This is a genomic window from Nostoc sp. ChiSLP03a, assembly GCF_034531215.2.
Lineage (GTDB): Bacteria > Cyanobacteriota > Cyanobacteriia > Cyanobacteriales > Nostocaceae > Nostoc.
Window position 1 is genome coordinate 1 of record NZ_JAVRBQ020000097.1, and the last position, 25637, is coordinate 25637.

At 41.4% G+C, this 25637-nt stretch carries 21 protein-coding genes and 1 pseudogene; 14 read left to right on the plus strand and 8 right to left on the minus strand.

The window, feature by feature from the left end; all coding sequences use genetic code 11:
• Window positions 1-200: 200 nt before the first annotated feature.
• A pseudogene (locus RMY32_RS15950) lies at window positions 201-1832 on the minus strand (DUF655 domain-containing protein).
• A 217-nt stretch (window positions 1833-2049) separates the two neighbouring features.
• Between RMY32_RS15950 and RMY32_RS15955 the strand changes: the two are divergent.
• Entirely contained in the window at window positions 2050-3237 is a 1188-nt protein-coding gene (locus RMY32_RS15955; RefSeq protein ID WP_322708757.1) for a cysteine desulfurase family protein, read from the plus strand.
• Window positions 3238-3395: 158 nt separating this feature from the next.
• Here RMY32_RS15955 and RMY32_RS15960 read toward each other — a convergent pair whose 3' ends face one another.
• The gene (locus RMY32_RS15960; RefSeq protein WP_322708758.1) at window positions 3396-4664 is read right to left on the minus strand and encodes a patatin-like phospholipase family protein; all 1269 of its coding nucleotides are present in this window, start codon (window positions 4662-4664) and stop codon (window positions 3396-3398) included.
• Between the two features lie 450 nt (window positions 4665-5114).
• Here RMY32_RS15960 and rbsK point away from each other — a divergent pair, with 450 nt between their 5' ends.
• Window positions 5115-6056: a ribokinase gene (gene rbsK, locus RMY32_RS15965; RefSeq protein WP_322708759.1), complete on the plus strand. Its 942-nt coding sequence runs from the start codon at window positions 5115-5117 to the stop codon at window positions 6054-6056.
• Between the two features lie 123 nt (window positions 6057-6179).
• Window positions 6180-6821: a transaldolase family protein gene (locus RMY32_RS15970; protein WP_322708760.1), complete on the plus strand. Its 642-nt coding sequence runs from the start codon at window positions 6180-6182 to the stop codon at window positions 6819-6821.
• Between the two features lie 18 nt (window positions 6822-6839).
• Here the strand turns inward: RMY32_RS15970 and RMY32_RS15975 are convergent, their stop codons facing one another.
• On the minus strand, window positions 6840-7733 hold the full coding sequence (locus RMY32_RS15975) for a LysR family transcriptional regulator (RefSeq protein WP_322708761.1): 894 nt from the start codon (window positions 7731-7733) through the stop codon (window positions 6840-6842).
• A 177-nt stretch (window positions 7734-7910) separates the two neighbouring features.
• On the opposite strand from RMY32_RS15975, the gene RMY32_RS15980 reads away from it, so the two are divergent.
• From RMY32_RS15980 to cls, 6 genes are all read left to right on the plus strand, one after another.
• Window positions 7911-8195: a hypothetical protein gene (locus RMY32_RS15980; RefSeq protein WP_322708762.1), complete on the plus strand. Its 285-nt coding sequence runs from the start codon at window positions 7911-7913 to the stop codon at window positions 8193-8195.
• A 4-nt stretch (window positions 8196-8199) separates the two neighbouring features.
• Window positions 8200-8856 carry a glutathione S-transferase family protein gene (locus RMY32_RS15985; protein WP_322708763.1) on the plus strand — a complete coding sequence of 219 codons (657 nt, stop codon included), beginning with the start codon at window positions 8200-8202 and terminating at the stop codon, window positions 8854-8856.
• Window positions 8846-9349, plus strand: coding sequence for a GNAT family N-acetyltransferase (locus RMY32_RS15990; protein ID WP_322708764.1), 504 nt, complete (start codon window positions 8846-8848; stop codon window positions 9347-9349). Before RMY32_RS15985 ends, RMY32_RS15990 begins: the two co-directional genes overlap by 11 nt.
• Before the next feature lie 163 nt (window positions 9350-9512).
• Window positions 9513-10325 carry a pentapeptide repeat-containing protein gene (locus RMY32_RS15995; RefSeq protein WP_322708765.1) on the plus strand — a complete coding sequence of 271 codons (813 nt, stop codon included), beginning with the start codon at window positions 9513-9515 and terminating at the stop codon, window positions 10323-10325.
• A gap of 313 nt (window positions 10326-10638) precedes the next feature.
• A complete protein-coding gene (locus RMY32_RS16000) occupies window positions 10639-11484 on the plus strand; it encodes an endonuclease/exonuclease/phosphatase family protein (RefSeq protein WP_322708766.1) in 846 nt (281 codons plus the stop codon).
• Window position 11485: 1 nt separating this feature from the next.
• Entirely contained in the window at window positions 11486-12925 is a 1440-nt protein-coding gene (cls, locus tag RMY32_RS16005) for a cardiolipin synthase (protein ID WP_322708767.1), read from the plus strand.
• A 41-nt stretch (window positions 12926-12966) separates the two neighbouring features.
• Here the strand turns inward: cls and RMY32_RS16010 are convergent, their stop codons facing one another.
• The 5 genes from RMY32_RS16010 to RMY32_RS16030 form a co-directional block, all read right to left on the minus strand.
• Complete coding sequence (locus tag RMY32_RS16010) at window positions 12967-13521, minus strand: pyridoxamine 5'-phosphate oxidase family protein (protein WP_322708768.1); 555 nt, start codon at window positions 13519-13521, stop codon at window positions 12967-12969.
• A gap of 125 nt (window positions 13522-13646) precedes the next feature.
• Complete coding sequence (locus RMY32_RS16015) at window positions 13647-14171, minus strand: DUF937 domain-containing protein (protein WP_322708769.1); 525 nt, start codon at window positions 14169-14171, stop codon at window positions 13647-13649.
• Between the two features lie 412 nt (window positions 14172-14583).
• Entirely contained in the window at window positions 14584-15255 is a 672-nt protein-coding gene (gene purQ / locus RMY32_RS16020; RefSeq protein ID WP_322708770.1) for a phosphoribosylformylglycinamidine synthase subunit PurQ, read from the minus strand.
• Between the two features lie 262 nt (window positions 15256-15517).
• Window positions 15518-17356 (minus strand): penicillin-binding protein 2, encoded by a 1839-nt coding sequence (locus RMY32_RS16025; RefSeq protein WP_322708771.1) that lies wholly within the window; start codon window positions 17354-17356, stop codon window positions 15518-15520.
• Window positions 17357-17521: 165 nt separating this feature from the next.
• The gene (locus tag RMY32_RS16030; RefSeq protein WP_322708772.1) at window positions 17522-18202 is read right to left on the minus strand and encodes a hypothetical protein; all 681 of its coding nucleotides are present in this window, start codon (window positions 18200-18202) and stop codon (window positions 17522-17524) included.
• Window positions 18203-18694: 492 nt separating this feature from the next.
• On the opposite strand from RMY32_RS16030, the gene RMY32_RS16035 reads away from it, so the two are divergent.
• The 5 genes from RMY32_RS16035 to RMY32_RS16055 form a co-directional block, all read left to right on the plus strand.
• A complete protein-coding gene (locus RMY32_RS16035; RefSeq protein WP_322696006.1) occupies window positions 18695-18910 on the plus strand; it encodes a hypothetical protein in 216 nt (71 codons plus the stop codon).
• A 723-nt stretch (window positions 18911-19633) separates the two neighbouring features.
• Entirely contained in the window at window positions 19634-19966 is a 333-nt protein-coding gene (locus tag RMY32_RS16040; RefSeq protein WP_322708777.1) for a hypothetical protein, read from the plus strand.
• A gap of 288 nt (window positions 19967-20254) precedes the next feature.
• Window positions 20255-22546, plus strand: coding sequence for a 1,4-alpha-glucan branching enzyme (glgB, locus tag RMY32_RS16045; protein WP_322708773.1), 2292 nt, complete (start codon window positions 20255-20257; stop codon window positions 22544-22546).
• A 500-nt stretch (window positions 22547-23046) separates the two neighbouring features.
• The gene (gene ligA, locus RMY32_RS16050) at window positions 23047-25083 is read left to right on the plus strand and encodes an NAD-dependent DNA ligase LigA (protein WP_322708775.1); all 2037 of its coding nucleotides are present in this window, start codon (window positions 23047-23049) and stop codon (window positions 25081-25083) included.
• 356 nt (window positions 25084-25439) lie between these two features.
• Window positions 25440-25637, plus strand: a 198-nt coding sequence (locus tag RMY32_RS16055) for an IS630 transposase-related protein (protein ID WP_322708776.1), incomplete at its 3' end; no start/stop codon positions are given.

Consider the following 25637-nt stretch of genomic DNA (forward strand, 5'->3'; position numbering starts at 1 on the left):
TAATCTAATTCAGTATCTGTATTTTTGAGTTAATTGAGGTGGCGGTTGCGCGACGTGCAACCGCCACTTCGTCCTGAACGAGCGCACGACTATTCAAGTGCAAAGTACCCACAGCTTGATAACCCGCAACTTGGGTTAATTGTAGATGTTTTTAACTAGTTAGAATACAGACCATCGTAGGGTAGCACATCTGTGCATCCCTACCAAGTTGCGCGATTATGCCATTTTTCTACAGTTTTAGCACTCACTCCTGTAACTCTTTGTAAGTCTTGTAAAGATGTAAATTTTTGCTGTTGACGACTCAGAATTATTCACTGTGCTAACTTCTTACCCACGTCAGGGAGAGTTGCTAATTCTTCTAAACTTGCAGTGTTGATATTAACTTTTTGAATCGCTTGTAACTTAGTTTATAAAGAAGTTTTTATTTGAGGACATCGTGTTTGTTCTAATTTAATTTTTTGTTGAATTGCTGGTGGTAAGCCTGGTTTTACTTTGGCATAAAGACGAGCAAATTCTCGCACATAATGGGCAGCAACTACCGGATTTTCAATCGCTACAAGCGTCTCATCGTTACCATTATTGGCCGCATCTGACCAATTATGAGAACCTGTAATTACTGTTTGACTATCAATAACAGCAAATTTGTGATGCAATAAATCACCTATGGGTAATACAGGTACACCTACGGTAGTAATTGGATTTGACCAAGGATGATTATTAACTTCATATTTACATTTGTTACTCAGAGCAACCCCCATCATATCTAAGGCTTCGCTGTAAGGACGGTAGGCAAATTGTGGTTCAATTAAAGCGCGAATTTGCACATTTTCTTGATGGCGTTTTTCTAAAATATTGGCAAGAGGCTGTTCGGAAAAGACGAATAACGCCATGTCAATAGACTTGGTTGCTGAATCTAAAGTTTTACCAATTAAACCATTACTACTGTTACTCCAAAGTTGAGTTGGAGAAGTCGGCGAAAATTGCACAGTAATTTTGGTGTTACCTAAAGTTATTTCTTTAGGTAAACGCATCGGTTTTTTCAAACCAAATCGACTATCTGGTTGACCTCCTGGGCCATCACCCCACATAATATTAAACTCTTCTGTAAATAAAGATGCTAATTCTGGGCTGTCAATCTGCAACAAATTATTGGCATTGCCTAAACTGTTAAGATTTGTAAAATCACCAGAAGTATCACTTAATGTAAAGTTGGCGGAAGTGATAATTACGAGGCGATTGTCTACAATCACAAATTTATGATGCATCAAGCTGCTACCCGCTGAACCATCTGCTCGATCGTCTATCCAGGGAATTTGGGCATTCTGCAAAATTATCAAAGCATCTCTTTGATTGATTTCGGCTGGACTGAGTTGATTATCTTGGTTAAGATCGATAAATTTGCGAAATTCGTTGTAACGTTCTTGTTCTCTTTTATCTAACTTACCTACTTCAGCAGATGTTAAGCTACTCCAAGGTCGGCTATAGGTATTTTCTAAAATGATTCTGACTTTTACCCCAGCTTTTTGTCTATCAACCAATGCTTGGGCAACTTTGGGTAAACGTAGTTCTTGCACCGCTACATCTACTGTAAATTTAGCTTGCACAATAGCATCGACAATCTGTTTTTCTAAATCATCCCCCAGACGAGTTTGCTGACGGTAAGCTTCTTGGTATTCTGAAGACTCAGAATGATTAAAGTAAACTTGAATTAACGGGTCTTGTGGTAAGGGTGCTGGACGCTGATTATAAGACTGGACTCGTTGACAACCCGCCAGAGAGAATATCAGTAAAAAGATAGATAAAAAATATCTTTGTCTAGAGATAAGTTGCACTGTAATCTGTTAAAAGTAGATTGGAAATGGATATATTTATCATTCCCAAAATTTTGTATTCTGAATTAAGTAGAGAAATAAGTTTCCAAGTAAAGGGAAAAATCTACTATTAGATGTAAAATTACAAATATTTTTTTCAGGATTTGTCCACTAAAACTGTATATACTGACAAATCCGCAGTCTATCACTAACGTGTGTTCTCACTATTATCGGTTTTATGCAAATTTATCTAGATTACAGCGCCACTACTCCGACTCGAAAAGAAGCGATCGCAGTTATGCAAACAGTCCTCACTCAACAGTGGGGCAATCCTTCCAGCTTACATGAGTGGGGACAACGGGCGGCAATGGTTGTAGAACAAGCCAGAGTCCAAGTTGCTGGTTTAATTAACGCCGCTACCCCTGAATCGATCGTTTTTACCTCTGGTGGGACTGAGGCAAATAATCTCGCAATTATGGGTGTGGCTCGGTTGTATGCTGTTCCTCAACATATTATTATCTCCAGCATTGAGCATTCCGCAATTTCTGAAACAGTGCGGTTGCTAGAAATGTCGGGTTGGGAAGTTACGCGCTTATCTGTAGATATTAGAGGCAGAGTCAATCCCTTGGATTTAAAGGCGGCGTTGCGACATAACACAGCCTTAGTTTCTATAATTTACGGTCAAAGTGAAGTTGGGACTGTGCAAGCGATCGCTGAACTGGGTAAAATTGTGCGATTGCATGGTGCTTTGTTCCATACAGATGCGGTGCAAGTTGCGGGACGCTTACCCATAGATGTGCAACAACTACCTGTAGACTTACTTAGCCTTTCCAGTCATAAAATCTATGGGCCGCAAGGTGTAGGGGCGTTGTATGTGCGTCCTGGTGTGGAATTGATGCCCTTATTGGGTGGTGGTGGACAAGAAATGGGACTGCGTTCTGGTACGCAAGCAGTACCGATAATTGCCGGATTTGGTGTAGCAGCAGAATTAGCAGCCGAAGAATTGGCTACAGAAACACCACGGTTGATTGAGTTACGCGATCGCGCTTTTGCCCAATTAGCTGAAATTTCTGGTTTAATTCCTACAGGGGATGTTTGCGATCGTTTACCTCACCATGTCAGTATGTGCTTAGAATACGCTGACGGCGAAAAACTCAGCGGTAAAACCTTGGTGCGACAGCTAAACCTTGCTGGCATCGGTATCAGTGCTGGTGCTGCCTGTCACAGTGGTAAACTTAGTCCTAGTCCGATACTTTTAGCGATGGGCTATTCCGAAAAAGCCGCTTTGGGCGGAATTCGCATCACATTGGGGCGTGATACGACTGAAGCTGATATAGATTGGACGGTAATGGTGTTGAAGCAAGTTTTGCAAAGGCTGACACCAGTTTTTAGCGGGCAACCTAAGTATATTTCAAAAATCAAATAGGAGTCATATAACAGTGAGCCAACTGTTGCTGCGATCGCCCGATAACAAATTCTGTTTGTATAACAATCCGATTTGATTTGCGAGAATTGTAAGCCACAGATATCTGACTTGTTTTAGAAGTCAGATATCTAGTTTGTTACAAATAATTCAGCATTGTATCAGACTGATAAAGCCTCAGTCTGATTCGTAGTTGCCTGGGTAATAGGATTAACTTTTATAAATTGTTCGATTGCATCTTTTACTTTCGGCCCTTTACCATATACTCTAGAATCATAAATTAAACCAATATCAATGAAAGCTTGAGCCGCAGCGATCAAAGTTTTAATATTTTTATTGCTGGAATCATCCATCTCTTCATTTACACGGATATTCTTAACTATGCAATCATCATTGTATTCTTTGAGGTTTGTATTTACAGCTTGAACTAAATACTGATTTTTCCTTAGATATTTTTTTTCTATGAGAGTACGAGTCATTTTATAATCTTCATTTGCTAAGGGTTTGTATCTCTCATTCAAATCAAAATCCAATCGAAGGTAGTGCCCTGACTCAAAACCTCCAAGGATGTTTTGACAAATCGTACTATTTATTTCACCTGTTGGTTCCATGAACACGTCCACAAGCCGTGCTACCCAGTTTAATGTGTGCCATTTTTTTATTTCTTCATATTCAAATGGGTTGGCGCTTCTACCCGTACCGATAGAAAGTACAGAAATATCCTCTAGTTTAAGATTTTCTAAATTATATTTTTTCTTATCTTCTAGTGATAATTTAGGAGAACGGCTCACTTTTAAAGCTTGACTCATTGCCGCCAAGGATGGATTATTAGCACAAACTCCACCATCAATGTGAGGGAATGACCATTTACCAAATTTCTCTTCGTTAGATGCTTTTAACTCGCGTGGAGGGAAAAAAGTTGGCGCTGATGCCGAACTAATACATATATCTTTTAGTGGAATTCCATCGTACCAGCGAGCACCTAAATCAGGATGCAAATTGGTGAAAAAAGTTGTGTTGCGATAACGCATATCATAGGCGAGAATCAACAATATAGTGTTGGTAATCTCGCCAATTTTAGTTTCACCCAAAGCAGATTCATCTTCCAGGGCTTTTTCTAATCCATCATGAGAATATTTAGGTGAAAATATATTTCTGACAAATCGCCAGGGTTTTTCAAAATTCCTTGGCTGCGGGAAGATTTGCTCGGCTTTTGTTTCATATAGTTCCAGCAGTTGAGTTGTGTTTAAGCCTTTCGCCAGTCCCGCAGCAATAATTGAACCAGTAGAAGTACCAGTAATCATGTCAAAGTATTGGTGTAATTCTAAGCCGTAAGTTGCTTGGATTCGACTTTCAACCTCTTTGAGCATTTGTACCGAAACTACACCACGAATTCCACCACCATCTAAACTGAGAATTTTGAATGTCATAACCTACTCCTAACAAGACAACCATTAGAACGATGGTTATATGGTTCCCGGTTATTCGTGAAAAATTTCACGGTGTGTCAGAAAAGAGAAGCAAGTGTCCGTAGCAATACTTTTCGGTTAAAGGGGAAAGGGAAAAGGTTTAAATTTACCTTTCTCTTAAACCAAAAAAGAGATTGTTGGGTTTATCCGAAAAGTATTGTGTCCGTAGAGTTTACGCTTTTACCACAATGATTTTGCCTTTCTACAAAAAATTCATACATATAATCAGCAACACCACCAAAAGGGTTAAAGGAGTTTATCACTTAAGCACTGTACAACTAACCATGATGTAAATTATGAGAATTGGTCATTTCGGGCGTTTCACATAACCCTAATTTACTTACATATTTGCGTAGGCGTAGCCTGTCGTAGACATCGCATCCTGTAAAATTATCAATAAAAATCAGCATTATGAGTATTATCGTCTTCGGCAGTATAAATATAGACTTGGTAGCAACAACACCCCGGTTGCCAGTTGCAGGAGAAACGTTACTAGGAGAAGACTTTTTTAAAGTTTCGGGAGGGAAAGGAGCCAATCAAGCCGTAGCATTAGCAAAATTGGGCATTCCTACCCAGATTGTGGGGCGTGTAGGTGCAGATGATTTCGGTAAGGAACTTGTTAACAATTTGCAAACATCTGGTGTGCAGACTGATAACATTTTTGTGGATGAAACTGTTAGTTCTGGAGTCGCTATTATCACCGTGAGTCAGACTAGTGAAAATCAAATCGTCGTTATTCCTGGTGCAAATGGGCGCGTCAATCAAGAAGATGTAGAACGATTATCCTACTTATTACCAGCAGCTACAGCACTACTTTTACAATTAGAAATTCCTATTCATGCCGTGGTTGCTGCTGCAAAAGCAGCAAAAGGTGCAAATATAAAAGTGATTTTTGACCCCGCACCCGCACAATCTAATTTACCAGATGAATTGTATCCATTGGTAGACATTATTACACCGAATGAAGTTGAAGCAGCGCAGTTAGTTGGTTTTCCTGTGAATGGAGAAGAACAAGCCGCTAAAGCAGCTGCGGTTTTATTGCAACGGGGTGTGAAATGTGCGATCGTCAAACTAGGTGCTAAGGGTGTTTTTTGTGCTACTGCTGAAGAAAAGTTTTTTGTACCTGCGTTTTCAGTTCATGCAGTTGACACAGTAGCCGCAGGCGATGCTTTTAATGGTGGTTTAGCGGCAGCACTTTTTGAAGGACTTTCCTTACATCAAGCAGTTGTTTGGGGTGCAGCAGCAGGTGCTTTGACAGCGACAAAATCAGGCGCACAAACTTCGCTACCGGATAGGTTTACATTTGATACATTTCTTAAGGAAAGGGGAATGAATAGTGGCTATCAAGGATAGGTATTTAAAAAAGTATAGATAAATAGGTAAAATGCTTATCTAATTGGGGTAGGCAGAAATATCAGTGCAAAGCTTCTGAACGATGTAGGGTGTATAGCAGGAGAAATGCAGGAGGAATTAAGTATGGCACTATATCTAGACTCAGCGATCGCATCGGAAGCTGAAGTTGTTAAGCTTTGGGGATGGGTAAAAGGTATCACCACAAATCCCACGCTGTTATCTCAAAGCGATACTCCACCAGAAACCACGCTCAAAAAGTTGGTTGCCTTGACAAATGGGCCGTTATACTATCAACTTATGGCATCTGATAAAGCTGGGATGCTAGCTGAAGGTAGAAAAGCTTTCGAGATTATTGGTTCGCAAACAATTTTGAAGATTCCCGCAACACCGTTAGGGTTTGAAGTGGTGGCGAGTCTATCACCAGAAATTACCTGTTCGGTGACAGCGATTTATAATGCAGCACAGGCAGCAGTCGCACGGGAAGCAGGAGCTAAAATTGCCATAGCTTATGTAAATCGAGCTACCCGATTGTTAGGTGACGGTATTGCTTTGGTGAGGGATATGGCTAGCGTACTCAAAGGTAGTGATACAGAAATCTTAGCAGCTAGTATCAAATCTCCTGAAGAAGCAGCCGCATCATTGCAAGCCGGGGCACATCATTTAACTTTACCACTGGCAATGTTGCAGGCGATCGCAACTCATGAATTCTCACACAAAACCGTTGAAGAATTCGCGAAAGGAGGCATCGGTTTAACTAATTACTAATTCGTAATTCGTATGCGCTCAATAAGTGAATTTAGCTAAACTATAAAAATCAAATTTACTCAACATTTCTAAAAAGGTGAATACCGCAGGTACTTGTAGAGCATTAGATAAAGTTGCAGTTGCAATGACTCTTTCAAGTGGTGCAGGTAAACTGTATACTTGCACCTTTGGCGGAATGGGTACAGCTGCTAAACGAGGCATAATAGCTGCTCTCAGTCCTTGATTCACCATACTAACGACTGTGGAATCTTCTTGAATGTCGGTAGCAGTATGAATTGGAATTGCCAAAGTTTTCAGGTGGTTGTGAAGAATGCGTCCACAAGGTGTACAAGGAAGCAAAACCGGCGGATAGGCTGCTATGTCTTCCCAAGTAATTTGCGGACTGCTAATTTTGCTATCTGGTGGTAGTAAAGCTACATACTCATCCCGAAAAATTTCCCAAGTTTCAAATTCTTCCCCAGTTGGCAGACAGGTAATACCAATATCGGCACGTCCATCATGCAAACACTGCTCTACATCCGTGAAAGCAGCACACTCTATGATTGTGACAGCAATTTCTGGGAATTGGTTGTGAAATTGAGCGATCGCTTTTGGTAATAGATGAGTAGCGACGCTCCGAAAAGCCGCGATTCGCACATGACCGCCGTGTAAACCTTTATGCAGGTTTGCTTCGTGTTGCATCATCTCTAGATGCTGCATTGCTTGACGCGCATGATACAAAATGCGCTCTCCAGCAGGTGTCAGCACAGCACCATGACGACCTCTGGCAAATAATGGCACACCTAATTCTTCTTCTAGGGTGGCGATCGCATGACTAATTGCAGGTTGTGAAAGCTGCAATTCTAAGGCTGCTTCACTAAAGTTACCACGATCTGCTACTGCAACTATGGCTCGGAGTTGGGAGAGTTTCATAGGCAATTGATGAGAACAAGGGTATACACATCCTGACTTTATTGTGGCAAAAAGGTTGTATTAGTGATTTTTTATATCTATAAATCCCATTTATAGAACCTATGCAAGCCATGATTTGATTTTTAACTAAGATGTTGTTACTGTTTTATTTACTGAGCAACTTTCAGGAATAATTTTATGAACAATAACATTAAGTGTTTACAAAAAGAAGATATAAAAATCAATTGTAGTCCGTCATTCCAGAAAAAAATCCACTCCAACTTCTGGAAATCTCTGTATATGATTTGGGAGAATTTTGTCAAAAAACTCCTAGCAGAGCCGAATGAATTACAAGTTTGGCAAAAGGTCGATCGCCACGGTAATATCTATTGGCAAGCTTACGACCCTGTAACCGGAAAATCTTTCTCTTCAGGTTCGGAAACTGATGTGTCTATGTGGATTGAACAACTTTATCGGTATTAAAAACATGACACAACTTACTTTAGTAATTGGCAACAAAAATTATTCATCTTGGTCGCTTCGTCCTTGGTTAGCGATGAAGCAATTTGGTTTAGAATTCAATGAGATTCGGATTCCTCTTTATAACCACCCAGATTGTTCATTGAAAATTCGGCAATATTCGTCATCAGGAAAAGTACCTGTGTTATTGCACGATAAACAAACAGTGTGGGATTCTCTCGCTATTTGTGAATATCTAGCTGAAACATTTCCGAATCTGCACTGGTGGCCAGAGAATAAAGCTGCAAGAGCATTAGCTCGTTCTATCAGTGCAGAAATGCACTCAGGATTTCAAAACTTGCGTCAGAATATGCCGATGAACTGCCGTACTAAATATCCTGGTAAAGGTTTAGAACCCGGCGTACAACAAGACATTGACCGCATTACTAATATTTGGCAAGAATCACGTCAAAAGTTTGGGACTACTGGCAATTTGTTATTTGGGAATTTCACAATAGCCGATGCGTTTTTTGCTCCAGTTGTCCTGCGGTTTGTCGCCTATGATGTGCAGTTAGATACTGTTTCTAGAAATTATATGGAGTCAGTTTTAGCACTTCCAGCAATGCAAGAGTGGATAAATGCAGCAAAGAATGAGACAGAAACTATTCCCCAATATGAGTTTTAGTAAAATAGCAAATAGGGAGAACATAAAGGGCATAAATATTCTAATTAGAGATGCAAATCAAAGGGATATTCCTGCCATTATGGAATTGATTCATTTGAAAGCTGAATTTGATGGTTGTCCTGAATCTGTAGAAGCAACTCTTCAAAAGCTAGAAATTGATTTATTTGGAGAAACGCCTCTTGCTTTTGTTCTTTTGGCTGAGGTTGATGGCGATACTATTGGGTTGGCAACCTATCACTTTATCTATTCAACTTTTTTAGCAAAACCTGGAATTTGGCTTGATGATTTATATGTCAAAGCTGAATATCGAAGCCACCGAGTTGGCCAGGCACTCATGTTACGCTTGCGCCAGATTGCCAAAGAAAAAGGTTGTGGCAGAATCGATTGGACTGTAGCTGTGTCTAACGAGTGTGGAATCAATTTTTATGAAAAAATAGGTGCAAAGATCATTAATAAAGTAAAATTATGCCGCTTAGACGGTCAGATGTTATAGTAGCGTGGGTATTACAATACTCACGCTTACAAATAAGATTGAGTTAGTTTTGGCACTTCTGAACCTAAAAATATTAATTGCATGATCCCTATTACTCATTTTCCTTTCTGGTTGTACAGATTGTGAGGCTAAAAGAACTTCAAATCCCAATCACATAAAGCAGTTGCTAACAACTAAAAAATGTCCCAAGTGTGACTTAGGTGGTGCAGATTTAACAAATGCTGATTTAGCTGGAGCAGATTTAAGAGAAGCTGAACTGACAGATGCTAAATTAGATGGTGCAAATTTACAAGGATCTGATCTACGCCAAGCAGAGATGCGATGGACTAATAAATCTGAAGATGATCGTGGAGAATCTGGATTTTCAGAAATGGGTGATATTGATTTTAGTTGTAATGCAGACTATAAAGTTTCGTTAGAAAAAGTTAACTTCCAATCAGCTAATTTTTCTGATACTAATCTCTCTGGCTTATTTATTTCTCATAGTAATCTCCGTGCTGCGAATTTAAGTGGTGCTAACTTCAAAGGTACGTATTTTAGCAAAGTAGATTTATTACAAGCAAATCTAAATCATGCTAATTTATCTTACGCCAGCTTCGGCAATGCTAACCTTCACTCGGCAAACTTAAAAAATGCTGATTTAAGCCACAGCGAATTAATCGTCGATGTAGACTTAAGAAATGTAGATATGAGTGGTGCTAGATTAAATGTCGCAAAATTGGATGGAAATGATTTAAGAGGTGCAAACCTCCGTGATGTTGATTTTACTCAAAGTAGCGTAGATAGAACAGACTTTCGTCATACTAAAAATCTGACAACCGAGCAGATTAAATTGGCACAAAATTGGGAAGAAGCAGTATATAATGAGGAATTTCGCGCCAAATTAGGACTACCTGCTTGCAAAACTAGGTTAGGAGAGTATTTAGGGCGACCTTTTACTTTTAGTAAAATTAAGAAAGGATGTTTTCAAAGATAATCAGGTTATTTTTTGTTCTCTCGCTTCTCGTTCCCAGTCTCCGACTGGGAATGGCTTATTAGAGGCTCTGCCTCCAGCCAGATATTGAGTCAGAGACTCAATGAATGCATTCCCAGTCTCAGACTGGGAACGAGGAAAGTCTTATTAAGGCTAGGTTTTTAAGACTTGTGTATACACCGTAGCCGTGTTGGAGAGGGGAGCCAAAACCCTCATTTTTCGTTGCTCCTCCCTTTCCCCGTGGGAGAGGGAGGTTGGGAGGGAGAGGTTCATCGAACTCACGTTAAGCTAGAAGAAATCCATTTTAATATTAGTAATGCCTAATATTCAAGAACACGTAAACACTCTCTTTACAAAATTTATTCCTGGTTATAGATTTTTCCGTTTACAAGAACTCACAATTGATAAAAATAATTCAATTCAAACAGAAATTAATAGTCAATCAATTAAAATTCTCAGTTGGAATATTGCTAAACAAAACTATAATAAGACTTGGTTAGAAGATTTTACAACAATAATTGCAACTTATCAGCCAAACTTCATATTTTTACAAGAGTTTTCTCTAAAGTTAGAGGCAAATGAATGGGGAAAATGGTTGAAAATGAATTGGAGTTTTGCTCCTAACTTCGTAGATATTCATCACCAAACTTATTCAGGAATATTTACAGCCTCGACAATCAGCCCAATTACCAAAAAAGTTATAGCTACTAAACATTATGAACCGATTGTTAAAACTCCTAAAATTTCTTTAATTACTGAGTATCTGCTATCTGAGCAAAATACAACTCTTATGACAATCAATACTCATCTAATAAATTTTGTAGATTTAAATAAATTTAAAATCCAACTAAATGAATTAGAGCAAGCCTTATCTATACATCGAGGGCCACTAATATTTTCAGGAGATTTCAATACTTGGAGTCGAAAAAGAGCAGTTATTCTCAATCAAGTAACCACTCAATTAGGATTAACACCTGTAATTTTCGCACCTGATGAGAAGGAGAAAATTAAACGCTTTTTGTTATCACCTCCTTTAGACCATATCTTTTATCGAGATATCAGTGTGAAGAAAGCCAGTGCTAAAGTGCTAGACCAAATTTGTTCATCAGATCATAAGCCATTGCTGGCAGAATTTACTTATACCAATACTCAAAAAAATTAAGATGCTTGTAGATGCTGGTGTTCTAGCTATTTTTAGCACAGCTACAATTATTGTTCATTGTGTGGGAATTATACATGCAGCCCATGCAGTGATGAATGTGCGTTCTTCTCAAGGGGCAATTGCCTGGAGCATTTCTCTAATTACCTTTCCCTGGCTAACGATTCCGTTGTATTGGATTTTAGGAAGAACTAAATTTCATGGATATGCTGAAACACTGCGCTCAGTCTATGCACAACACTATAAGCTTTTTCATTCTACTTATAACGAACTGATTAAATTTCAGGTTGCGCCACCAGATAATCTAGCCCCGTTGCAACCATTAGCGGAGGCTTTTACAGACATTTCTTTCACATCAGGGAATGCTGCCGAATTACTGATTAATGGTCAGCAAACCTATGAAGCGATGCTGAAAAAGATTGCATCGGCGACAAATTATATTTTGTTTCAATTCTATACTGTTAACGATGACGAATCAGGTAATGAGTTTAGAGAAGCGTTGATTGCTAAAGCCAAGCAAGGAATAAGCATCTATTTTCTCTACGATGAAATTGGTTCCAAGAAATTATCTCGCCCTTATATCCAATCTCTACAACAGCATGGAATTGCAGTGAGTGCATTTAACACCACTAAAGGTCAGGGTAATCGCTTCCAATTGAATTTTCGTAATCATCGCAAAATTTTGGTGGTGGATGGGGAAATCGCATTTGTCGGTGGACTAAATATTGGTGATGAATATTTAGGAAAAAATCCTCGCTTGAGTCCCTGGCGCGATACTCATATTATGCTTGAAGGCCCAAGTGTACAAAGCCTACAAAGCTCTTTTGTGCGAGATTGGTATTGGGCAGCTCGAAAACTTATCGAAGTTAACTGGCAGGTAAAAATTAATCGGGATAATCAAACTGTATTGATACTTCCTACAGGCCCCGCAGATCGTCTGCCAGCTTGTAAGCTTTTTTTCGTCGAACTAATTAATCAAGCTCAAACTCACCTGTGGATTGCTAGTCCATATTTTGTGCCGGATGAGGCAACATTGTCAGCTTTAAAACTGGCAGCAATGCGAGGTGTGGATGTGCGAATTCTCTTACCAAATCGACCCGATCATTTATTTGTTTATTTATGTTCCTTCTCTTACTACACCGAAATGGAAAAAATCGGTATCAAGTTGTATCGTTACAAAAATGGGTTTATGCACCAGAAAATTATAGTGATTGATGAGAATTTAGCAGGGGTAGGAACCGTTAACTTAGATAATCGCTCTTTTTCCCTCAACTTTGAAGTTATGGGTTTTGTTACCGAGCCTCGGTTTGTCCAAAGTGTGAAAAAGATGTTAGAGGATGATTTAGCTGTCTGTGTTGCTGTCGATCTTAATGAGTACGATAAAAAACCTTTTTGGTTCAAGTTAGCTGTGAGAGTTTCTCGATTGCTGACTCCTTTACTTTGATCGCTAATATATGGATTAATAGAATAATCCATCAGGCAAAGTTAGAGTAATTTACTCAGTGGTGTTGCTAAACCGTCAAGGCTGACAAGATTTTTCTTCTGTTGATATTCTTTAACTCCTTCTTCGCCTTTTTTAGTAGCCCAGTTTACTAGAGTCTGTCGCTGACCTTGATATTCATAGAGTGGTACGCCAAAACCACAGGAAGTCTGGACTGTTTCAATGTCAGCGACGATAATTTGACGAGTTCCTGGTATCGGCAAAAATAGAGAATACAACGAGTCCCACTCTGGAGAATTCGGTAAAATGGTGGTTCCTTGACCGTAAAGACGCAAGATACACGCGGGTTCTTGAAAGGCACAAAACATGAAGGTTATCCGCCCATTTTCTTGCAAATGGGCTGATGTTTCGTTACCACTACCTGTAAGGTCTACATAACCTACTCGCTTGGGAGACAAGATACGAAAGCAGTCTTGACCTTTAGGAGACAGGTTAACATGACCCGTAGGACTCAAAGGTGCAGAGCCGACAAAGAAAAGGTGTTGGGCAGCAATAAAGTTTTGCAGTTCTTCAGTAATACAGTCAAATAATTTAGACATAGACTGTTTGATTTATATTTACAAATTGATCGTTTTCTCAGCCTATGTCTTAGCTAAAAATCTAGCAAGGTATAACTACCGATGTCTGGTTTATCCCAAAGGAGTAGGGAGTTGGGAGAAAACTGTTACTGTCTCATATATCGACTAGCCATTTGGATGGCATCAGCGATATCGACATCACCATCACCATCAGCATCCAAAAAGGAATTTAGGACAGGATTGCCGCCAGCTTGGGGATTTTGAGCATTGGCACCTGATTGCAAAAACTTTAGCACCAAAGGTACTGCCAAAGGTAGCAATTGTTGAACGATACCAGCATCCAACCCAGTGCGCTGGGCAGCAACTTCAGCTACTTGCTGTTGTATCTGAGGAGAAAACAACGAATTGACGGCTTGGGGGTTAGCAGAAGTACCAGCATATTGATTGACTAAACTTTGTGTGGCTTCATTACCATCTGTAGCTTGTTTGTCTTGTAAAGCAGAACGTACTTGACCACCCACAATTGACAAAACTGATTGGATGGTAGAAGGATTTGCGCCTGTGCGATCGCTCAACTGCTGTACAGTATTAACAATGCTTCCTATTTCACCTAAGCTGCCCTGTTGATTAGGATTAGCGACGGCACCAAGAATTTGATCGAAAAGTCCCATAAGTTTGTTTCTCTCTTTGCTCTCAAAAACTTTCCACAATTGGCTGGAAGTTTTTTGTGTACGCGGACTTTTGTAAGTCTACTAAAAGATTAAAACACGCAACCTCTAAATTTTAACCTATATCAATTCAATTAATGATTGCAACACATTCTTGAGTAAAGACGCGATGAATCGCGTCTCTACAATGGTCTATTTGTCGCATTCTTTTTTCAAATTGGTATTAGATTGGTAAATAATTTTACCCAAATGTTTTTTTACTACAATTTGAGGTGCGTAGGCGAGCATTTACCGCAGGGCATCGCTAACCCCAAACCTTTACTAATGCGTCGTTCGGAAAAAATAAATCGCTGTCTGAAAGATAGATGAACATTTGTATACAGACAGCGATCGCAAAACGCTCAACTTATTTGCTTTACGCTAATGCCGCTACTTTCTCTAGTAAGCCTTGAAACAACCTCAAGCCGTCACTACCCCCTAGCATTGCGTCTGATGCCCTTTCTGGGTGTGGCATCATTCCCAACACATTGCCTCGGCGATCGCTAATCCCGGCGATGTTGTTCAGCGAACCGTTGGGATTTTCGCCTTCATAGCGAAATATAACTTGCCCGTTATTTTCAATTTCTGCAAGAGTGGCTGCATCAGCGTAGAATCGCCCCTCTCCGTGGGCAATGGGCAAAGTGATAACTTCACCAGTTGTATAAGCTTGCGTCCATAGATTATTACGCTCAACTTTCAAGGGGACGCGATCGCAAATAAAATGTAAATCTCGATTTCTGGTCAACACTCCTGGCAAAAGTCCAGCTTCAGTTAATACCTGAAAGCCGTTGCAAATACCGAGGACAAACTTACCCTTTTGGGCGTGTTCCACAACCTGCTGCATCACAGGTGAAAAACGCGCGATCGCACCACAGCGCAGATAATCCCCGTAACTAAAGCCACCAGGAATAATCACAACATCCAAATCAGCAATATCTGTTTCTTGATGCCAAACCATGCGAGTTGGCTGCCCCAGTAAATCTCTGGTTACATAAGCAACATCGCGATCGCAATTAGAACCGGGAAAAACAACAACACCGAATTTCATGATTAGTTAGGGGAGTGGAGAGTGGCTGACAGGTGTAGGTATTTTACAATAAGGAAGAGTTGCGGTAATAAAACTCATCAACAGGGGTGGCAGGAAATGAACTCCAGCAATGAAGATGAGTTTCATGCTCTATTTTCTAGTTTCCAGTTGTGAATACTCACAACCACGTAATAAGGGAACTCCAAAAAATAAATTGTCCAATTTTTGGAATCAAAACAACTTTTCCTCCCCCTGCCCCCTGCTCCCTGCCCCCTGCCACTCCCTACGGCACTCCCTTCTGTTGCTCAATTGCCTTACTCGGCGGAATCTGCTCAAGAGGAATCAGTGCTTCGATTACCGACTTCACAATTGGCGCGGCGACAGTAGAACCATAAGCACTTTCTCCTTTTGGCTCATCCACCAGTGCAAACACTACATAGCGAGGAGATTCCACGGGTAAAATAGCCACGAAACTGGTCATTCTCGCCCCTTTGATGTATCCGCCATTGGGACTAGCTTTTTGGGCTGTACCAGTTTTACCAGCAATGCGATATCCCGGAATTTGTGCTGGCTTACCGCTGCCTTGAGTAACAACAGTTTCCATCATTTCCACAACTTTTTGAGTTGTTGCGGTTGAGAAAATTTGCCGGGGGATAGTGTGAGTGGGTGAATCATGCATCTGCCCTTTGCTATCAATCAACCCGCGAACTACATGGGGTGTAACTAACTTACCGCCATTAGCTAAAGCACCGTGCATTTGCACTAGCTGTAAGGGTGTCATAGAAAAGCCTTGTCCAAAGGAAGTAGTAGCTGCTTCAATTGGCGAAGCGATAAATTCTTCTTGACTTTTGAGCCTTCCGCCGACTTCAAAAGGTAAATCTGTATCAACTTTTTGTCCTAGTCCTAAGCGTTCTAACCAGTTGTAGTAAATTGAAGGCTTTAAACGTTGGATAATTTGCACCATGCCAATATTGCTAGAATATTGCAAAATCTGAGCGATGCTGATTCGCCCATTACCATTATTCATCGCATTTTTGATGGTGTAATTAGCGACTCGAATCGAACCGGAGTCATTAAACATATCATCTGGTTTGATGATGCCATTTTCCAGAGCGATCGCCACGTTCAAAGGCTTAAAAGTCGATCCCGGTTCATAAAGATCCGCTACTGTCCAATTTTTAAATAGTGAAATATCAGATTTAGCATATTCATTAGGATTATAAGTAGGCTGAGAAACCAGGGCGAGTAAGGAACCATCCAATGCATCCATGACAATTACCGCTCCACGTTTGGCGGCAAACTTTTCCATCTGTTGTTTGAGCGCAATCCGAGCAATTCGTTGCAGACGGCTATCGATAGTCAGTTGTAATCGCAAATCGTCAAAATGCAAAAAACCTTCGGGCGCCCGATCCGGCATCAGAGTCCCATTCCCTGACCGACTGAGCCGTACCGTTTGTACAGGACGTTCTAGCAACTTCTCTTGAGAGTATTCCACACCAGCTTGACCGCGGCGGTCAATATTCACGTAGCCCACCACATCAGCAACCAAATCGTCTGGCGGGTAATATCGGGAGTATTTTTGAGTCCACTCCAGGCCATTTAAGCGCAAAGAGATGACGCGATCGATAATTTCTTCTGGTAAGGCTGGCGCAAGTATAATTCCGCTTCTTTTGCTTTCAAAAGTTTTCACCAATTCAGCAGTATCTTTTGCCAAAATTGGGGCAAGTCGCTCTGCGATATCTTCATTAGACTTATCAAACAGCTTGGGATGAGCATACAAAGTATATACAGGGCGGTCAATAGCCAACAGATCGCTATTGCGATCTACCACTGGGCGACGGGGCATAAAAGGTCGCACATTCAACATTTGCTGATTGCGTGCATACTCAGTTAACTTTGGCCCCTTGACAATTTGGAGATTATACAAGTTAATAGCCAACCCCAACCCTGATGCCATTAATACGCCCCAAACGATAAACAGTCGGGACTTAGTGTTGGATGTTTGGTCTTGCATACTAGAGGCTAATTTTCCCAAAAGCCCTCGCTTATCACCCTTGTGTCGCCCTGTAAATTTTGGATTCCGAAACTTTCTGAATTTTGTTTTGCTTGGTGACTTCTGCATTGGGTTCGTCCTTTGTCCTCTCTTTCAAAGTTCTGATGCCTGCGGCGGGCTACGCCAACGGAGGAAACCTCCGCTCAGACTTTGCGCTTTGTCTGTTGCCTTTTGTGATTAACCAGAAGTCTCAGTCCTAATGACTGATGACAAATGACAAATGACTCTTAGAGATTAGTATCCCAGTGGCGAGAGTGTTTGCGGTTGGGTTTCAGAATTTGGCGTTGTGTTAGGCGATGCTGATTTAGGACTCTGAGATGCAGGAGGCAAGAAAATCACCCCTTCAGGAGTTGGCGATACCAGCCCTGTTGTTGGTTGTTCTGCTTCATTAGCCATTTTATTTTTCAGCGTCGCGTTAGTGGTCGTTAGCAGCCGTTCATGACGTTGGAGGTTTTGCAGTCTGCGATATGACTCACCCCAAAGCTCTTGAGAATAGACTGTCCAACCATAAACAGCAAGTGTCGATGCTACTAACAAGAACGCCACAACTGACGAATAACGATGAAAGGTATACAAGCGCAGCAACCACAAAGGTGCAGCTCCAGAATTAGCCATTGTGGGAAGCCCAAGAAAATCTTCCCCCGGATTCTTTTGGCTCGCATTCAACTGTTCGTTGAGATTTGGTAATTGTTGTCTACCCAACTCTTTCACCGATTTAGCTACAACTGCCTTATTTGTGGAAGAAACCGCTAAATTTTTCGAGGAACGCTGCTGTCTTGAAGACGATACTGGTGTAGAAGCACTCCCTGCTGCTGACTCCATAGGCGCAGAACGTCGCCTTCCTAAAGAAAGGATAGAATCTCGCCGGAACCAATTACCCCTAGTAGAAACAGTAGATTTACGAGCGACTACCATAAATTTTTAAATTTTTTAGATGGAAAATACTGCACTTTTAGATTGATTGTCTGTTTTGCTAAGGTTTAAATCACCTTCTGTGCAACCTGCACACATCACAGACTATACCCTTTTAACTTTTCTGATAGGTAGCTGTATCAATGTTTTGCATCCCCTAGATATGTAATGTTTGCAATCAGCGATTAGAAACTGGACAGCTTACCTTTTAGGTATCGCACCTAAAGTATGGCAACGTCAGGTAGCCAGATGCAATACTCTGTGAAAAAAATAAAATTTTTTGCTATCATAGCTCCGTTTGCTAAATAAGTTGGTATTTTTCGTTTTGCTTCTGAGTTAAGAGAAACTAATCAGGATAGTAATTCCAAAAACAATACCCCAAAGGATTGTTTTTTTTAAGTATGTAATCTCGCAGAATTTAAAAAAAGCAATAAATACGGTATCGTATTCAACAGGCGAAAAATTGTTCTAGCCACAATTGGTGAAAGAGGAGTTATGAAAACAAAAATCTTTGGTTTTGCTTTAATGTTAAGTCTGGCTGCAATTCTTGGGGCCTGTGAAGGTGGTGGTGGTGATGGTGCTGGTACTGCTACTCCAGCCGCTACAGGTGAACCAACTGATGCACCTGCTGTTAAGACCACTCCTGCCGCAACTCCCGCAGCAACTCCCGCAGCGACTCCCGCAGCGACTACTCCTGCTAAACCTAAATAAGGCATCTTAAACTTTAGTTTAAATTGCGCCCATAACTACTTAGTGATGGCATTCCTCACTACATAGCTCGAAGTATCGCTCGAATTAATTGGGTTCACGAAAAAACCTCATTTTTATGCTGGTTCATCAGAGCCGAGAGTCTGCTCAAATATCAACTAAGTAGGGTAGGACACTGGTAAAGAGTGCTGAGTTCCGAGTTCCGAGTGCTGAGTTAAAAGACCGCCCACGTTCGCGCAGCGTCTTGCAGAAAGGGTAGGTATTTTGCTATACTGCAAAATTACTGAGTACTCAACTTCAAAACTCAGCACTAAACACGGGCTAAACGCCCCGCTGACGCTAACAGCACTAAGTATTACCAAGTGTCCTTCTGAAAGTCCCGCCCACTCAAACCTTGTTATCAGTCCAAGCAAGTTGAGTTAATCTAAGCTATTTTGTTAGGCAAAGACTTCTCTCATTTGGCATTTTAAATTACTTATACTACTGAGTTGTGAGAGGGTAAAATAATTTATCGCGATCGCTGGCAATTGCTCTTGAGCATTCCCGTAGTCTATTCCGTATCAGGAAAGACTTGGTAATCTCCCTTGATATTGCCAGATTTTTATTGGGAAAATTTAGGCATTGGGGAGCCACTGCGGTCTTGGGGTCTCCCCAAGTGGAGCAAGTGGCGTCATTGGGCATGGGAAAAACAGATTTTCATCCTGCGTTGTGAACGTAGTTCAGGAGATGAGGAGAGTTAAAACGAGAAAATCTATAAAATTACTGAGCTTAATAGTAATTAGTGCTACTTTGATTATTTTAAGTAACTATTGGAGATCGGCAGCAATAGCACTACCGCCACCAGAGGATACACCAGAAGAAATATTACGGACAAAGATTATTATAGAAGCGCGATCGCCTATTGATGGAAAATCCCTAACAGCTGCTGAGTATATCCAATTACAAGCCCAGCTGCAACAAGTCCCGCCACCAAAACTAGACCCCAAAATTCGAGAACAGATTTTCTTGCTTCGCTTGCGTAAAACCTTATTGCAGTTTTTTCCATTTTTAAATTTTTGATGAATTTGTCATTAGTCATTAGTCATTGGTCATTTGTCAAGAGTTATTCTTCCCCGTTCCTCCGATCCTGTGCCCCCACTTCTCCTGTCGGAGAGGCTGCGCCAACGGCTACGCTCAGTAACCACCTGCTGCCTCATGCCCCATGCCTTATACCCAACGCTTCATGCTCAATACTCCATTCTGATGTAGGATAACGGTGGCGACAAAATTGCAAATAAATGTAAAGAATATATATAGATATTAAAAAAGTAGATTTAGTCAATCACGTTATTTCACTTAGGTAGCTTCATGTCCATGACCACGATCGCCCCTGAGCAGGTTAACAGCATCGTTTGGAATCAGCATAACGATCCCTTTGAAATACTAGGTTCTCATCCTATAGAGCAAGACGGCAAAACTGTCTGGGCTGTACGGGCCTACCTACCAAATGCAAGTGCAGCATGGGTGGTTCTTCCCGAACAACGCAAGGAATACCCAATGCAAACAGTGCATCATCCCCACTTTTTTGAATGCACGATTGACACTCCAGAACTGGCAAACTACCAGTTACGGATTAAAGAAGGGGAACATGAGCGTGTCACCTATGACCCTTACGCTTTCCGTTCTCCCAACTTGACAGATTTTGACCTGCATTTGTTTAGTGAAGGCAACCATCACCGGATATACGAAAAGCTGGGAGCGCACCCTACGGAAATAGGCGGCGTTAAAGGCGTTTATTTTGCAGTTTGGGCGCCTAACGCTCGCAACGTTTCATTGTTGGGGGACTTCAACCTCTGGGATGGACGTAAACACCAGATGCGTAAAGGCCCCACCGGAATTTGGGAATTGTTTATTCCTGAAATTGGTGTAGGAGAGTCTTACAAATATGAAATCAAAAATTTTGAAGGACACATTTACGAAAAATCCGATCCCTACGGTTACCAGCAAGAACTTCGCCCGAAAACGGCATCCATTGTCACTGATTTAGATGCTTATAGTTGGAGTGATGAAAACTGGATGGAAAAGCGGCGTCGTACTGACCCCTTAACTCAGCCAGTTTCAGTCTACGAAGTACATTTAGGCTCTTGGTTACACGCTTCGAGTGCAGAACCAGCTAAACTTCCCAATGGTGAAACTGAACCAGTAGTCGTCGTTTCTGGATTAAAGCCGGGCGCACGCTTCCTTACCTATCGAGAACTAGCTGACCGACTCATTCCCTATGTCAAAGAATTAGGATACACCCACATAGAAATGCTGCCCATTGCGGAGCATCCCTTTGATGGTTCTTGGGGTTATCAAGTAACTGGTTACTATGCTCCTACCTCGCGTTTTGGCAGACCCGAAGATTTGATGTATTTCATTGACAAATGTCACGAAAATGATATAGGGGTAATTGTAGATTGGGTTCCCGGTCACTTCCCCAAAGATGGACATGGTTTAGCTTTCTTTGATGGTAGCCACCTGTACGAACACGCTGACCCCCGTAAAGGCGAACATAAAGGATGGGGTACTTTGGTATTCAATTACGGTCGCCATGAAGTTAGTAATTTCTTAGCAGCAAATGCTCTCTTCTGGTTTGACAAGTACCACATTGACGGGGTTCGTGTCGATGCTGTTGCCTCGATGCTCTATAACGACTATTGCCGCGAACCAGGAGAATGGCTGCCCAATCAGTACGGTGGCAGAGAAAACCTAGAAGCAGCAGATTTTCTACGTCAGGTAAATAACATTATCTTTAGCTATTTCCCCGGTGTTCTCTCAATTGCGGAAGAATCCACTTCCTGGCCAATGGTATCTTGGCCGACCTATACAGGCGGACTGGGTTTTAACTTGAAGTGGGATATGGGCTGGATGCACGATATGCTGGATTACTTCAGCATGGATCCTTGGTTCCGTCAGTTCCACCAAAATAACATCACCTTTAGTATGTGGTACAACCACAGCGAAAACTTCATGCTGGCTCTGTCCCACGATGAGGTAGTGCATGGTAAGAGCAATATCATCGGTAAAATGCCAGGAGATACATGGCAGAAGTTAGCTAATGTGCGTTGTTTATTTACCTATATGTTTGCTCACCCAGGCAAAAAAACCATGTTTATGAGCATGGAGTTTGGGCAGTGGAGTGAGTGGAATGATTGGACTGATTTGGAGTGGCATTTATTACAGCATGAAGCCCACCAACAGTTAAGAACGTTTTTCCGGGAATTGAACCATCTCTACCGTTCTGAACCAGTTTTGTACACCCAGGATTTTGCTGAACCGGGGTTTGAGTGGATTGACTGTAGCGATAACCGCCATAGTGTAGTTGCCTTCATGCGTCGTGACAAGGATTCTGATGATTTTGCGGTCGTTGTTTGCAATTTTACACCGCAACCCCATTCTCACTATCGCATCGGTGTACCGCAAAAGGGATTTTATACAGAGTTGTTCAATAGTGATGCGCGTCAGTATGGCGGCAGCAATATGGGCAACTTAGGTGGTAAATGGACGGATGATTGGTCTTTGCACAGTCATCCTTATTCACTGGATTTATGTTTGCCACCTTTGGGTGTGTTGATTCTCAAGTTGGATAAGAAGAAGACTGCTGAGGTAATTGGATAACAATTTGGGGTGGGGCGATGCCCCAATACGGTTCGGTTAAAGGGGAAAGGGAAAAGGTATTGGTTTTGAATATATCCTTTACCCAATACCTCCAAACCCATTCCCCAGACCACACTCGATTGTGAAAAATGCTTATCCGAACCGTATCGGGCGATGCCCCATCCTAAAGATAATTTCAAGATAATTTCGCCTATTCACTGCTACTCAACCCAGTTCTCTAATAGACTCTGGTGAAATTAAATATGCGTTATTACCTTTGTAGAGCCGTAGCATTGCTATGTCTCTACATTCTTTTTTATAGCGATTTATTGACTCGCGATCGCTCTAAATTTTTTACCTGTGGAATTATACTTAGTACTCAGGGGAAGCTTACTACTGAAGTTTGCGATGCGATCGCCCTATGTAAGTATTAGGTAGCGGGGGATATGACTCAAAAGCCTAAATTTTGTATAGTACAAATGTATGATTTGTTAGCCTTGTCTTAGATATTTTATAATTTTATGACACAGATTAAGCCGGAAGTAAAGCGCACAGAAGAATTGCGCCAGTTATTACAACAAGCAAGCTATGCTTATTACGTCCTAGATGCTCCAATCATGGAGGATGCAGTCTATGACCAGCTATATCGAGAATTGCAACAATTAGAAACTCAATATCCAGAATTGACAGCACCCGATAGTCCGACTCAACGGGTTGGTGAGAGACCGGCAACACAGTTTACCTCGGTGCGGCACAATATCCCCTTGTATAGTCTGGAGAATGCATTCAATATTGATGAGTTGCAAGTATGGGATCAGCGTTGGCGGCGACAAGTACCGAAAATAGATGCAGTAGAATATGTCAGCGAACTAAAAATTGATGGTTCTGCTTTGGCTCTAACTTACCAAAATGGCATTCTAGTTAGAGGGACAACTAGGGGTGATGGGGTAACGGGTGAAGATATCACTCAAAATGTACGGACAATTCGCTCTATTCCCTTACGTTTGAATTTTGAAGGGTTAGAAATTCTCGAAAGGGTGGAAGTGCGAGGCGAGGCGTTTTTGCCGTTGGAAGTATTTAAACAAATCAACGAAGAAAGGCAAAAAGCCAGCGAGCAATTATTTGCCAATCCCCGCAATGCCGCAGCTGGTACACTCAGGCAATTAGATCCCCGCATTGTGGCTAAACGGCGCTTAGATTTCTTTGGCTACACCTTGCACATTCCTGGTAGGGATGACACCAGTATTGCTAATACCCAATGGGAAGCGTTGGAGTTGTTGGAAAAGATGGGTTTTCGAGTCAACCCCAAGCACAAACTCTGTGCTTCGATCACAGAAGTGGCAAAATATTACGAATACTGGGATACGGAACGGCTGAATTTACCTTACATGACTGATGGGGTAGTAGTAAAGCTGAATTCTTTTAAACTTCAGGAACAGCTAGGATTTACGCAAAAATTTCCCCGATGGGCAGTAGCCTTAAAGTACCCAGCCGAAGAAGCACCTACCCGTGTAGAAAATATTGCTGTAAATGTAGGGAGAACAGGGGCGTTAACGCCATTAGCCGAGATGCGCCCGGTGCAACTGGCGGGAACAACAGTTTCTCGCGCCACTTTACATAATAGCGATCACATTGCTCAATTAGATATCCGCATTGGCGATACTGTGATTGTCCGCAAAGCTGGGGAAATCATTCCAGAAGTGCTGAGGGTAATCAAAGAACTCCGTCCCGCTGACACCGAACCCTTCCTTATGCCCACCCATTGTCCAGTCTGCGGCCAATTGGTGGTGCGAGAATCAGGTGAGGCGGTGACTCGATGCGTCAATGCTTCCTGTGCGGCGATTCTCAAAGGTTCCATTGAACATTGGGTAAGTCGTGATGCCTTGGATATTAAAGGTATGGGCGAAAAGCTAGTGTATCAACTCGTTGATAAAGGTTTAGTGGATTGTGTTGCCGATTTATATGAGTTGACAGCAGAGAAATTATGTGGATTAGAAAGGATGGGGAAAAAGTCGGCAGAGAAATTAGTGGATGCGATCGCCCAATCAAAAAATCAACCTTGGTCAAGGGTATTGTATGGTTTAGGCATCCGTCATGTTGGCAGTGTCAACGCTCAATTGTTAACTCAGAAATATTTCACTGTAGAGCAGTTAGCAGCAGCAAAGCAATCAGATATTGAAGGCATTTATGGTATTGGTGCTGAAATTGCCCAATCTGTGTACCAGTGGTTTCGGATTGATGCTAACCAAAGGTTGATAGAACGCTTGCAAGCAGAAGGATTGCAATTAACTGCTACTGAGGAAACAAAAATAGTTGGGGATGGTAATCAAAAATTTGCAGGTAAAACTTTTGTAATTACAGGTACATTGCCAACTTTGAAGCGAGATGAAGCGAAGGCTTTGATTCAAAAAACTGGGGGAAAAGTAACTGATTCAGTGAGTAAAAAAACTGATTATTTAGTGTTAGGAGAAGATGCCGGTTCCAAGTTAGACAAAGCAATTTCCTTGGGAATTACGCAGTTAAGCGAGACGCAATTGTTGGAAATGCTTGAAGATTAAAATCAGGTAAAAGCCTGGAAAGCTATATATTTCGCGAACGAATCCAGGCAATTAACCCATATTTATCAATTAGCCCAAAAGTATAACCGCTGCAACTTGGATTATTTACTTGGGTGATAAAATCTGCTTATTTTTGATATTTTTTAGACTCTGGTATCAATACATATTTAGTACTTCTTAATACTTAACTAATACCAATTCGTAATTAAGAAAGTCAGCTAGGATCTGGGTTTCGGGGTTTGAATCTGTTGCCAGATTTTAGATAATTGGTATAAATATAGCAACCGCCAAGGCGGTTAAGCCATAAACTGGAAGTAGACCTTGATGAAAGCTCCAGTAGAACCTCTGGGAAACTGATGCCCAAACCTTATAGTTATGACCTCCGGCAAAAAGTGATCCAAGCAATCTTGCTTAATGGCTTAAAAATTACTGAAGCAAGCCGTATATTTAACATTAGTCGTAACACTATTCGATTATGGCTCAAGCGGCAACGTGAGACAGGAGATTTTCAAGCATTGCCGAATCAACCACCTGGCAATGGGCATAAAATTACT

Coding starts and splice junctions, on each gene's coding strand:
- RMY32_RS15955 (WP_322708757.1), top strand. CDS start 2,050: ATGCAAATTTATCTAGATTACAGCGCCACTACTCCGACTCGAAAAGAA.
- RMY32_RS15960 (WP_322708758.1), bottom strand. CDS start 4,664: ATGACATTCAAAATTCTCAGTTTAGATGGTGGTGGAATTCGTGGTGTA.
- rbsK (WP_322708759.1), top strand. CDS start 5,115: ATGAGTATTATCGTCTTCGGCAGTATAAATATAGACTTGGTAGCAACA.
- RMY32_RS15970 (WP_322708760.1), top strand. CDS start 6,180: ATGGCACTATATCTAGACTCAGCGATCGCATCGGAAGCTGAAGTTGTT.
- RMY32_RS15975 (WP_322708761.1), bottom strand. CDS start 7,733: ATGAAACTCTCCCAACTCCGAGCCATAGTTGCAGTAGCAGATCGTGGT.
- RMY32_RS15980 (WP_322708762.1), top strand. CDS start 7,911: ATGAACAATAACATTAAGTGTTTACAAAAAGAAGATATAAAAATCAAT.
- RMY32_RS15985 (WP_322708763.1), top strand. CDS start 8,200: ATGACACAACTTACTTTAGTAATTGGCAACAAAAATTATTCATCTTGG.
- RMY32_RS15990 (WP_322708764.1), top strand. CDS start 8,846: ATGAGTTTTAGTAAAATAGCAAATAGGGAGAACATAAAGGGCATAAAT.
- RMY32_RS16000 (WP_322708766.1), top strand. CDS start 10,639: ATGCCTAATATTCAAGAACACGTAAACACTCTCTTTACAAAATTTATT.
- cls (WP_322708767.1), top strand. CDS start 11,486: ATGCTTGTAGATGCTGGTGTTCTAGCTATTTTTAGCACAGCTACAATT.
- RMY32_RS16010 (WP_322708768.1), bottom strand. CDS start 13,521: ATGTCTAAATTATTTGACTGTATTACTGAAGAACTGCAAAACTTTATT.
- RMY32_RS16015 (WP_322708769.1), bottom strand. CDS start 14,171: ATGGGACTTTTCGATCAAATTCTTGGTGCCGTCGCTAATCCTAATCAA.
- purQ (WP_322708770.1), bottom strand. CDS start 15,255: ATGAAATTCGGTGTTGTTGTTTTTCCCGGTTCTAATTGCGATCGCGAT.
- RMY32_RS16025 (WP_322708771.1), bottom strand. CDS start 17,356: ATGCAGAAGTCACCAAGCAAAACAAAATTCAGAAAGTTTCGGAATCCA.
- RMY32_RS16030 (WP_322708772.1), bottom strand. CDS start 18,202: ATGGTAGTCGCTCGTAAATCTACTGTTTCTACTAGGGGTAATTGGTTC.
- RMY32_RS16035 (WP_322696006.1), top strand. CDS start 18,695: ATGAAAACAAAAATCTTTGGTTTTGCTTTAATGTTAAGTCTGGCTGCA.
- RMY32_RS16040 (WP_322708777.1), top strand. CDS start 19,634: ATGAGGAGAGTTAAAACGAGAAAATCTATAAAATTACTGAGCTTAATA.
- glgB (WP_322708773.1), top strand. CDS start 20,255: ATGTCCATGACCACGATCGCCCCTGAGCAGGTTAACAGCATCGTTTGG.
- ligA (WP_322708775.1), top strand. CDS start 23,047: ATGACACAGATTAAGCCGGAAGTAAAGCGCACAGAAGAATTGCGCCAG.